Here is a 9,747-nt window from a genome sequence, read left to right on the forward strand (position 1 = left end):
CGATAGTGAAGATTCCGTAACCCAATTCGGGGTGTGGCATCTCCACAACAGTGAAGATTCCATAACCCGTTTTGAGTGGATTACCTAGCGTACGGCACCGTCACCCTACAGGGAATGGTGCCGTACCCGGTCCGCTGGGCAGGCCTGCCTCTAGATCCATCTGCGCTTCCCATTTTGGCACGATCCTTACCAGGCTGGCTGGCCGCCGCCCAGTAACCTCGATTCTCGCCACCAGGTCCCCCACGATCTTCCGCTTGGCGTGCACCGGAAGCTCGCCCCACTGCGCCAACAGATCCGGAACCAGGGCCACATCGAACGCCGGCCGCCGCGCCTCCACTTCCACCGTCTTCAGCTGCAGCTGAAGCCGCCCGATCTCCTCCACGCGCTCATCCCGCAATCGCTCGTAGGAGTCCCGGGGGATCACATCATCCACATACTTCACCGTCAGCCCGTCTAGCTTCGCCTGCGCCTTCACCAGCGCTCGCCGGAGGTTGGCGGCCTGGTTGGGCTGGTGGGCGGGTTGGGCGGGGTGTTTGGCGGCTTCTTGGTTGATGGTGTCGGCGTAGTCGGCGAGCCAGGTGGTGAATGCTTCATCAACGCGGCTTTGGATGATGTTGCCGCCTTTGTGGAGCTTCATGGATTGGGCGCCGTTGCAGGAGTAGGAGGGTGTGTTGCGGAAGGTGCTGTGTTGGTAGAACTTGTGGCCGCAGGTGGTGCAGTAGAGGTAGCCGGTGTAGACGCTGGTTTGGGTGGTCCGGCGGCGGGTACCTTTGGTTTGTGCGCGCAGCACGGTGTAGGCGTCCCAGATTTCGGGATCGATGATTGGTTCGTGTGCGCCTGGGTAGATTTCGCCGCGGTATCGGATGTAGCCGGCGGCGAAGGGGTTGTCCATCATGGTGATCAGGACTTGGCGGGCCCAGGTGGTGGCGCCGTCTTTGCGGTCGCTGGATGGGCGTAGGCCGGTGCTGAGCATGTATTCGTGGATTTGGCCGAAGGAGTGGCCGGCAAGGAACCGGCGGTAGCATTCCTGCAGCGCGGGGGCTTGCTCGGGGTGGGGTGTGTATCCGGTGTCGCGGTCGTAGTGGTAGCCGAAGCGCGCCCGGCCGGTCGGTGGTAGTCCTTGGTTGACGCGGCGTTGCTGGGATTCTTTCCAGGTGTCGCCGATGCGTTCGGATTCGAACGCGGCGAACTCGGCCAGCATGCCGCGCGCGAAGCGGCCGGTACTGGTGTTCACATCTACTGGTTCGGTGGCGGATTCGATGCTGCCGCCGGCGGCTTCGACCTTGTCTACGGCTACGGCCCAGTCGAGACGTGCGCGGGAGAGGCGTGACCATTTCCAGAGGATGATCACGTCGGCTTCTTTGGTTTCGATCATCTGCATGACGCGTTGCACGGCTGGGCGGTTCCAGGTGCGGCCGCTGATGCCCGGGTCTGATTCGACGGCGATCACGTCATAGTCGCGCTGGGCGGCGTATTGCCTGCCGGCGCTTTCTTGGATGTCGAGGCTGATAGATTCTTGCGGGCGATGGACTGGCGTAGGTAGAGCACTGCCCTGGGCCTTGGCCGTCCTTTGCGTATTAGGGTTGCCATGGTGCTCCCTCCTTGGGGAAAGTGTGCGCGCTCGTGTGGGTGTGGTGGCGCGTGATCATGCGGGGTGTGGGTAACTAAGCGGTGTATTCGTGGGCGGGCCAGAGTTGTTGCACTTGGTCGCCGTCGAGGGTGGCCAGCCGGTCGAGCAGCACTGCCTCGGTGACTCCGAGTTCTTCGGCCATCTCGGCAGGGTGGCGCGCCCATCCGGCGACGCGCTGTAGGTCTTGGAAGCTGACCAGGTACTGCGCGGTCTCTAGGCAGACCTGCCGCTCGATGGCCGGCGGTTGGCAGCCCGTGTGCCCGTGCTTGATGTGGATCGCCTCGTGGGCGAGGGCGCAGAGCTTCTCGACTCCGCTGAGGTTAGGGTCGATCCAGATATGCTGGCCATCGGTCGCGGCCGGCACTTCCATGTGAGGGCGCGACCAAACAACTATTGCGTGCGCAAGCTCCCGAAGCTTGCCGAATCTCTCGAACATGTATTCGAACATAAGCGTATCCATGCATCTCGACAACTCGGCTCGGCACCCGGAGAATGGTAGGGTAGACTAGTTGACTTTAGGTTGAGTTGGGATTTTGCGGTGAATATCATTACAAAGCGCGAAATCGGCGCTAGTCCGCTTCGGTATCCGGGGGGCAAGTCAGCCTTACTGGGTTTATCGAACACACGATTGACGCACTCTGCCTTGATGCTGCGACTTACGTAGAACCATATGCGGGCGGTGCAGGAGCGGCGCTCGCTCTTCTGGACCGAGGAGCCGTGGCCCGTATTGTAATCAACGACTTAGATCCAGCTATTTATTCTTTTTGGGACTCTGCCGTCAACAGAAGCGAGGATTTTCTAGATATTTTTGATGCGACGACTGTTTCGTTAGATGAATGGGATCTCCAGAAAGAAATCTACAAGCGAGCGGATCTCTCTAGGCCCACTGAGCTCGGCTTCGCAACATTCTTCTTGAATCGAACAAATCGTTCCGGAGTACTCAACGCTGGTGTGATCGGAGGCCGTAAACAAGAGGCAGCGGACAAGATCAATGCACGTTTCAATAGAGAGAAACTCCGTGCACGGTTAGAGTGGCTCGGAACTATGCGAGAACGCATAACGGTGTCGAATGACGATGGCCTGTACTGTATAAAAAAACACCTCGATAACCCTAACGCCTTCGTATATGCTGACCCCCCGTATTTTGAAATAGCTACCTTTATCTCAATGCTTTCGACGAGTCAGATCACGGAGAGCTTGCTCAATTGCTCCGATCGCGACAGACCGCATTATGGATGCTTAGCTACGACCGAGCACCCGAGATACTGGAGCTTTATGCTGGCTTCCCGCAGCGTGCACTAGCTCTAAATTACTCGGCTCATAGAACCGGTGCGACGGATGAACTATTAGTTGTATCGAAGGCTGTTTCGCCAATGGTAGCTGAGTTTGGTTTTACGATCCCCTAGCCTCTCTTATTGCTCTGAGTGACCACTCCACAATTGTGCGAATGCAATATCGGACTTCTCCGTCCTCGTAACTTGCCGATCTGCCGAATTGACCGTGAGTTCCGTTAGTCTCAGACGATCAACTATAAGTCCGAGCTCTCCATCATGTTTTGTGATTTCAGCGTTTACGCTGTCCTCATACGAGTAGACTGAATCTTCGCGGACGTGGTCGTTCGCTACTCTCGGCATGAACATGGCCAAGAGTGGGCGCTCGGCCGGAAGGTCCTTAAAGTATGTTTTGAAGTCGCCGATATTTCCCTGGATGGACTTTGAGCGCCAGTCCTCGCCGCTGGCAACCTGGCCGTAAAGGACAATGCCGGACGGACGTCCATCCCGAAAAGTCCGCCATGCAACAATATCTACACCTCCATCTTTAACAGCGTTCGCACTCGATATTCCTGGCGGGCGTGTATCGTGCGGGGTACCGAGTCCCATTTTCTTCGACAAACGAGAAATCGCATCGAGCATCGTAGACTTGTCCGGCCGCGGCGACCCCATCCAATAAGCTTCGCCTCCGACAAGCTCGGCGGCATTGACAAACGCCAGTGCTTGAAATGCGTTTCCAATTCGCTGAACCAGGTCTGAATTCCTATCGAATTCAAGCAGCTCAGTTCGCGCGCAAGTCATGAGTAGACACGCCAGATAGCTTTTCTGGGCGGCTACAATATGGCGCAACTCCCCTTCGCGCCGTTGCAGTGACCAACCGCCGTATCTCTTGACTATTTCGAAGGGGTACATGTCCCCCAGTGCGTGCGAGCGACTTTCCAGCTCTTCCAGAATTATTTGACAACGCTCTTCTGCCGAGTTGTCAGCCATCTGCACATCATTGTCGTAATCGATGCCAACCGCTTCGTCAAGATCATCCTGCTCTAGGATCTCTCCCTCGTCGCCGTTCTCAATGAGAATCCGCTGGGCTGAAACGATGCGTCCATTGGTCATTGGGCGGTTCTCAATCAGGACAGAAAGCTCAACCCAGTCAGCGCTCCGTGCCCTGGTTGCCTTAGGGCTGAAGATGCTAACCATCGATCTGGCTTTCAATGGCTGCTTTCAAAGCGCGTTGATACTTTCTCTGGACCTGGCTATCAAGCACCTCAACGCTGTCTACGATTTCCTGCATATTCTGGTGGGTATCAGAGTTTCCGTCATACCCTGGAATCGCCTTCAGCGCATCGTGGGTCGATTTTCTGAGACGCAGTATAGCTTTCGCAAAAACCTCGGACCGGTCTTCGACCATGATGTATGCCGAGGCCAGGTCATGATCCTCTGAGAGGGCGCTGGTGGCCCGCGAATCTCCTAAAATCTTAACGAGCTTGCCTAGGTCAGGATTCTGAGTTCTAACAACCGCAGGCTTGCGCCCCTGGCCATAAAGCCACGTCATTAGGTTCAGCAGGTGCTCTGTTCGATCCTCGGGGATTGGGCTTTCCGTAAGCACGTCCTTAGGGCTTACACCCGTTATACCAAGGTACTTGCGGATGTTAGGCGCGGGGAGTGCCGTGTACAGATGCGAAAAGTGCAAATCTTTCTTCTCTATGGCCGCCCGATTGAAACCAATCTGTTCTGCCTGGTGCAGAACAGAGTAGGCGTTGATTAGGCGCGAAACGGTACTATGACTATCCCCAAGCTTCTTACTGATCATCCCTAAGTCAGGCGTCGCCAAATACCATTCATGCGCGAACTTAGCCTTAGCATAAGAATCCCACCGAAATGCTCCATTTATATGCTTGAAGCCGATAAATTCTCGAGCTGACTCACGCGATTCCACCACGTTGACCGTCAGGGTCGCGGGATTCGCCTCCTTGTGAATCTGTGCTGGAGGAAAGACTCCTGTGAGTTCTTGAAGCGAGGATCGGCAATGATTTTGAGTGCAGCTAGTCGGCGATTACCTTCGATGACAACATTCTCGCCGTCTTCCACAACGACGATAAGAGGCTCAAAATTGATCCACCCGGCATTCGAAATCGAATCAACTAGTTCACTGAGGTCGGCATGTTGGGCAAGGGTTTCGAGCGCACTTTCCTGCGTTGGCATATCCAGGTCTGGAAGCCGTGGATTTCTCCGGTCGAGCATGAGCTCGTCCAAAGGAAAGGTTTTCAGGTCCATTTCCATGGATCAGCCTCTTTCGATACTTATCTAACCGTCGGTACGTAAATCTTGGCATTCTTCCCCGCGCTCGCCGTGGATCTCTTCCCACTTCTCGCGCTCTGATTTCAAATTTGGGTGCGCCGCCAGCTGCTCCAGCGGTGGGACCGGGATGTTCTCTGCATCCGGTCCGCTGACCTGGGAGATGCCATGCTGGTCTAGCGAGTCTTCTGCTTCATAGCCCCGTGGACCTGTCTTCTGTCCAGGGCCAGCGTCACCCGCGGGCGCCACCGCTCGCACCGATTGCCGGCGGGAATTCCCTTGGTAGTCCTGATTGACTGCGTGTCCATCTGCTCCACTTTCGTCGCGCATAGCGTCGATCACGGAGAGTAGGATCCGTTGATCGCGCTCGCTGAATTCGCTGGTAGTGCGAACGACGTCCTTTAGCTTTGGCTGTTCCGGGAACGCGGGGGCGTCAACCCCCATCGACCCCAGCACTGCCTCAGCGACCCGAGATTCGGAGACTTTCAGAACCTGGGCAAGCATCTTGATGGTCTCGCCCTTCATGCTCACCACGGGCTCGTCCTTGAGTCGCCCAAAGTTCGAGTGACTCATGGCAAAGCCTAGGTCGCTAGCTCGCTTGGAAAGCGCCCTCAAGGACCAGCCGTTGCGGTCCATGACTTCTTGGAGCAGTTCCCCAAGCGGGTGGATTTCGTTCACGAGGCAACCTTGGGCTAGTTGGGAGTAGATACTCAACCCGCGCGGACACCATATGTCTAGCGAGAGTGGACACTAGAAATTTACCATTTTTCCGCGAAAGTGCCCTAGAAATGACCGGGAACGCGGAACCTCTGCCCCGGATGACTGGACACCAGCAGGATCATTTAGTATTGTTTTTCTGGACACAGGGTAACGAAAGGCGGTACAGTGAACATCATCAAACATCCACGAGCAACGGGAGGTCTTTGGATGGAGCTGCGAGATAGAAAGATGCTCCAGCGCCTCATGATCGTTCAGGGAGTATCAAATCGAGGCTTAGCAAAGGTGGCGGGGTGGAAGTCCCATAGCTACATGAATCGACTGGTGAACGGCGAGGTGAAAACCCTGGAGCCGGAGCCGGCACTTCGGATTGCAAAGTTTCTAGGCGTGGGTGTCGAGGATCTTTTTTTGACCCAAGTGTCAGATTTTCCTGAACATGCTGTGCCGCATAGGAGGACGGCGTGAGGGGGCACGTGTATGTCGAGGTTGGAGACTTCGGAGGCGCCATAACGCTGTCCCTGACCAATCCTCTTTCGAAGTGTGAGATCGAGGAGATCGATGAAGCCATGTCCGAAGCGCTTACACGTTTAGGTTTCGAACGCGTCCTTCATCGGTCAGAGCTAAACCAATCTGTTGGAGTGCAAAAGCCAAATGATGAGTAGCGATAGCCAACTCTCGAACTTGCGGATCGGAGGAGTCCGTCAGCGGGACGGCCTTCGCAGTGGCAGTTTGCGCATTGCGGATGGCCTCAAGAACAAGCTCTCGCTGACTGGAAGACATAATTCTTCCCTCTCGTAGATACGCCACACGGCGCGGTTGGTGGAACTCCCGAGTCTACCGAGAGGGATCAACACCCAGCCGAAAGGGCAAGAAAAAGCCCCCAGCAGAGGCAACTGCTGAGGGCAACGAAACCAACACCAATCCAGCTAAAGGAATCGAAAGGAACTGATTTCAGTGACAAGTCTACCCACCACCCCAAACCTCACCCCAAAAGCCCAACAAATCAAAACCCACGCCCTCCAAAATGCCGGCCGCACCCTCGCCGCCGCGCTCGCCGAGATGGCGGCCAGCCGCGTGGATGAGGTGGCGGCATGAGTGACTTCGTTGGCATCGGCACGATGGTCACCACTGGGTCGGCGGTTGTTCTGCTGGCGGTTGAGCAGATCCGCACGCTGCGTGCGCGTAGAGCGGAGATCAAGCTCCGGGCGCAGCAGGCAGAGGCTCGTGCTGAGCTGTTCGGTGCGCTGTCGCGTTCCTCTGATGAGATCGGCCGCAAGCTCGCTTCCGGCGCGGAGATTCCGGAGGCGTTCATGGCAGGTTTCGCCGTCCCTTGCCCGGACCCGAACTGCAAGTGCAAGAAGGGTGCCGGCAATGAGCGATCGTAAGTTCTTCGTCCCAGTCTCTGCCCGCCGCCGGGTGCCGGGCCCGCACGCAGCGCTGGCGCGCACCTCTGCGTTGACCGCAGTCCAGTTCAAGATCAAGGAGCTGTCCCGCTCGCTTGCTATCTGGTCAACGTTTGATCAGACAGGGCACGTGGACGCTGCGATTGAAAGCTCTGAGGTGTTCATTTCCGGGCTGCGCGAGAGCCTGGACCGGCTGGAGGCTGAGGTCGCTGCTGGCGTTCGAGCAGCGTGGGTGAGCAGCGTGGCCAAGGTTAGGGGCAAGGTGCTTGTGCACCGCCACGGCAGCGGACGCGTGACTGACGTGCTGCAGGTGTCCTGGCCTGATTCGCCGAAGGCGGCTCGCGCCAAGGCCGCGGTGCAGGCAGTGCGGCTGCGGTTCGCCCGGGCATACCAGGGTCAGAGTTTCGAGGTGGACCCGGGCAACATCGGCAAGGACGGTGACGGCGGCGCCGGCACGATCTTCATCAATGGTGAGAAGGTCTACCACTTCGCGGCGGTCGCTGACCCCGAGAACGAAACTGCGTCCGATGTTCTGTTTGGGAGGGCCCGCTGATGGCACAAGCGATCCTGCTATGGCCGAACGCCGCATGTGGCGGCTCTACACCCCGCTGGTGGCCCTCGCGCTTGGCGTTTCGCTGGCCACCTCCCACCTGCCTAACGGTGTCTCCGTGCTGGCGCTGTTCGTGGCCGGCGGTCTGGTGATGCTGGCGCTGCTGGATTGGTTCGGCAGTGAGCGGGAAGCCTTCCGCGCCGAGTAGCGGCCCCTTCTTCTCATTCACCCCTTTTGTCTTAGTTCCTTATGGAGGACTTCGTGTCTCAAAAACTTGTGGAAGAAAGAGACCTTCCCATCACTTCGGTGCACCCGCACCCGGATAACCCGCGCTCACGCATGGGTGACCTTGAAACCCTGGCCGCGCAGATCAAGCGTTCGGTGGCCTGATGGAACCGATCACCGTCTGGCCGCACCCGACCCTTGAGGGTGATTACCAGATCCGTTCTGGGCACCGCCGCCACCAGGCGTCCCTGAAAGCCGGGATGACCCAGATCCGCTGCCGTGTCATTGAGCGTCCTCAGAACGCCCGCCGCGCCCTCCTGGAGGAGGCCCTAACCACGGGCACCAACCACCAGACGCTGGAGGTGACCGAGCGCGCCCAGGCGATCCAGGGGCTGCTGGATGAGGGTGCCAGCGAGTCGTGGATTTCCAAGACGTACCAGATCGAGAAGCAGAACGTGCGTCCGACAGCACGCCTGGCTAGCTCGCCGAAGCTGGCCGAGCTGGCGGCCACCGGCAAGGTGGATCTGCTGGCCATGAAGGTCATTCAGGACGCCGAGGACGAGATCGGGAACGAGAACCTTCTGGAAGACGTGCTGGAGGAGGTGGCCAGGTCGTGGCACACCACCGTGGACAGCGCGGAGGTGACCCGTGTGATCGAACGCAAGAAGGCCGCCGCGCAGGCGCAGGTGACCCGCGAGGATCTGGCCGCCAAGGGCGCGGTGGAGATCGGTGCGCAGGACCGGTACAGCGGCAAATGGTCTAAGACCAAGACCGCCCTCAGCGTTGAGGAGCATATCGAGCTGGCCACCAGTTCGATGTGGGTGCCCGCCGGCGGTGGAGTGGTGGATGAAGACCAAGGCCACGAAACCTGCCCTGACTCCTGAGCAGAAGGCCGAGAAGGAGAAGGTGCGCCACCTGGACAGCGTGCTGGCGATCAGCCAGCGCGGCCGCCACGCCTTCGTCATCGGGAAGGCGCAGGACAAGAAGGGCATCACCGATCGGGACGCCCGTGGGCTGATGGTGTCGATGATCTTTGATGCCGGGCTGCGCGGCTATGCGAGCGATCCGGGCGAAGCGCTGGGTGAGGTGCTCTCGATCCCGTACCCGGAGCCGCCGGAGGGCGCGTCGAAGTATGACCGCGAGTTCCGTGATGGGCAGGTCGCGAAATGGGAAGACCGGGCGCGCAAGGCGCTGCAGCAGCTGAGCCTGCCGCAGCTGGCCCTGTTGCTGGCGTGGATGCCGGTGGTCGAGGCTGACGCGAAGCTCGTCAAGACGAACTGGTATGCGCGGGACTCGGGCGATAAGGAATCCCGGTGGTCCCCGTTGGCCCTCTGGTATCAGCAGCTGATCGACTTCGTTGGGTACGTGCCACTGAGGATGAGATCGCCGCGATCCGCTGGGGTGAGAAGGGCGCATGCCGCAGGGACAACGGAGTGCGGTTGAACACGGCGACCTGCCGGCAGTGCCGCCAGGAGGTTGTGGCCGATTCGAAGTGGACGGGCGTGTGCGACGAGTGCGCGCCGGCCATGGACGGGATCGAGGTGGACTAGATGCCGCACATTCGGTTTGAAGTGTATCCCTCAGCCGCGGGCGAGGTGCTGCCGGATCCGGAGGAGTTGGCGCTGCAGCTGCGCGCCCGGGCGTCGCACCCCTCGG

13 protein-coding genes and 1 pseudogene are annotated in these 9,747 nt (G+C 58.7%); 8 read left to right on the top strand and 6 right to left on the bottom strand.

What is annotated here, in order from left to right:
• Positions 1-100 precede the first annotated feature (100 nt).
• Both JCM19049_RS04880 and JCM19049_RS04885 read right to left on the bottom strand, forming a co-directional pair.
• Positions 101-1,510: a recombinase family protein gene (locus JCM19049_RS04880; RefSeq protein WP_279402490.1), complete on the bottom strand. Its 1,410-nt coding sequence runs from the start codon at positions 1,508-1,510 to the stop codon at positions 101-103.
• Between the two features lie 154 nt (positions 1,511-1,664).
• The gene (locus tag JCM19049_RS04885) at positions 1,665-2,078 is read right to left on the bottom strand and encodes a hypothetical protein (protein ID WP_054820993.1); all 414 of its coding nucleotides are present in this window, start codon (positions 2,076-2,078) and stop codon (positions 1,665-1,667) included.
• A 152-nt stretch (positions 2,079-2,230) separates the two neighbouring features.
• On the opposite strand from JCM19049_RS04885, the pseudogene JCM19049_RS18700 reads away from it, so the two are divergent.
• Positions 2,231-2,932, top strand: a pseudogene (locus JCM19049_RS18700) (DNA adenine methylase); the annotation flags it as partial.
• A gap of 110 nt (positions 2,933-3,042) precedes the next feature.
• On the opposite strand, the gene JCM19049_RS04890 reads toward JCM19049_RS18700, so the two are convergent.
• Genes JCM19049_RS04890 through JCM19049_RS04905 form a run of 4 tightly spaced genes read right to left on the bottom strand, consistent with a single transcriptional unit; the run spans position 3,043 to position 5,874 of the window.
• On the bottom strand, positions 3,043-4,098 hold the full coding sequence (locus JCM19049_RS04890) for a hypothetical protein (protein ID WP_054820994.1): 1,056 nt from the start codon (positions 4,096-4,098) through the stop codon (positions 3,043-3,045).
• Positions 4,091-4,840 (bottom strand): hypothetical protein, encoded by a 750-nt coding sequence (locus JCM19049_RS04895; protein WP_279402487.1) that lies wholly within the window; start codon positions 4,838-4,840, stop codon positions 4,091-4,093. The genes JCM19049_RS04890 and JCM19049_RS04895 overlap by 8 nt, the downstream gene beginning before the upstream one ends.
• 8 nt (positions 4,841-4,848) lie before the next feature.
• The gene (locus tag JCM19049_RS04900; RefSeq protein WP_054820996.1) at positions 4,849-5,175 is read right to left on the bottom strand and encodes a ParB N-terminal domain-containing protein; all 327 of its coding nucleotides are present in this window, start codon (positions 5,173-5,175) and stop codon (positions 4,849-4,851) included.
• A gap of 30 nt (positions 5,176-5,205) precedes the next feature.
• Positions 5,206-5,874, bottom strand: coding sequence for a helix-turn-helix transcriptional regulator (locus JCM19049_RS04905; RefSeq protein WP_054820997.1), 669 nt, complete (start codon positions 5,872-5,874; stop codon positions 5,206-5,208).
• A 207-nt stretch (positions 5,875-6,081) separates the two neighbouring features.
• Between JCM19049_RS04905 and JCM19049_RS04910 the strand changes: the two genes are divergently transcribed.
• The 7 genes from JCM19049_RS04910 to JCM19049_RS04935 all read left to right on the top strand — a co-directional run bounded on the left by JCM19049_RS04910 (position 6,082) and on the right by JCM19049_RS04935 (position 9,534).
• Positions 6,082-6,378, top strand: coding sequence for a helix-turn-helix transcriptional regulator (locus JCM19049_RS04910; RefSeq protein WP_279402488.1), 297 nt, complete (start codon positions 6,082-6,084; stop codon positions 6,376-6,378).
• Positions 6,379-7,004: 626 nt separating this feature from the next.
• Positions 7,005-7,298 (top strand): hypothetical protein, encoded by a 294-nt coding sequence (locus tag JCM19049_RS04915; protein ID WP_054820999.1) that lies wholly within the window; start codon positions 7,005-7,007, stop codon positions 7,296-7,298.
• Complete coding sequence (locus tag JCM19049_RS04920) at positions 7,285-7,869, top strand: hypothetical protein (protein ID WP_054821000.1); 585 nt, start codon at positions 7,285-7,287, stop codon at positions 7,867-7,869. The genes JCM19049_RS04915 and JCM19049_RS04920 overlap by 14 nt, the downstream gene beginning before the upstream one ends.
• A gap of 19 nt (positions 7,870-7,888) precedes the next feature.
• A complete protein-coding gene (locus JCM19049_RS04925; protein WP_054821001.1) occupies positions 7,889-8,074 on the top strand; it encodes a hypothetical protein in 186 nt (61 codons plus the stop codon).
• A 53-nt stretch (positions 8,075-8,127) separates the two neighbouring features.
• Positions 8,128-8,256: a hypothetical protein gene (locus JCM19049_RS18705; RefSeq protein WP_279402489.1), complete on the top strand. Its 129-nt coding sequence runs from the start codon at positions 8,128-8,130 to the stop codon at positions 8,254-8,256.
• On the top strand, positions 8,256-8,975 hold the full coding sequence (locus tag JCM19049_RS04930; protein ID WP_054821002.1) for a ParB N-terminal domain-containing protein: 720 nt from the start codon (positions 8,256-8,258) through the stop codon (positions 8,973-8,975). The genes JCM19049_RS18705 and JCM19049_RS04930 overlap by 1 nt, the downstream gene beginning before the upstream one ends.
• On the top strand, positions 8,938-9,534 hold the full coding sequence (locus JCM19049_RS04935) for a hypothetical protein (protein ID WP_054821003.1): 597 nt from the start codon (positions 8,938-8,940) through the stop codon (positions 9,532-9,534). Before JCM19049_RS04930 ends, JCM19049_RS04935 begins: the two co-directional genes overlap by 38 nt.
• Positions 9,535-9,747 lie beyond the last annotated feature (213 nt).

Source organism: Arthrobacter sp. JCM 19049 (assembly GCF_001310435.1).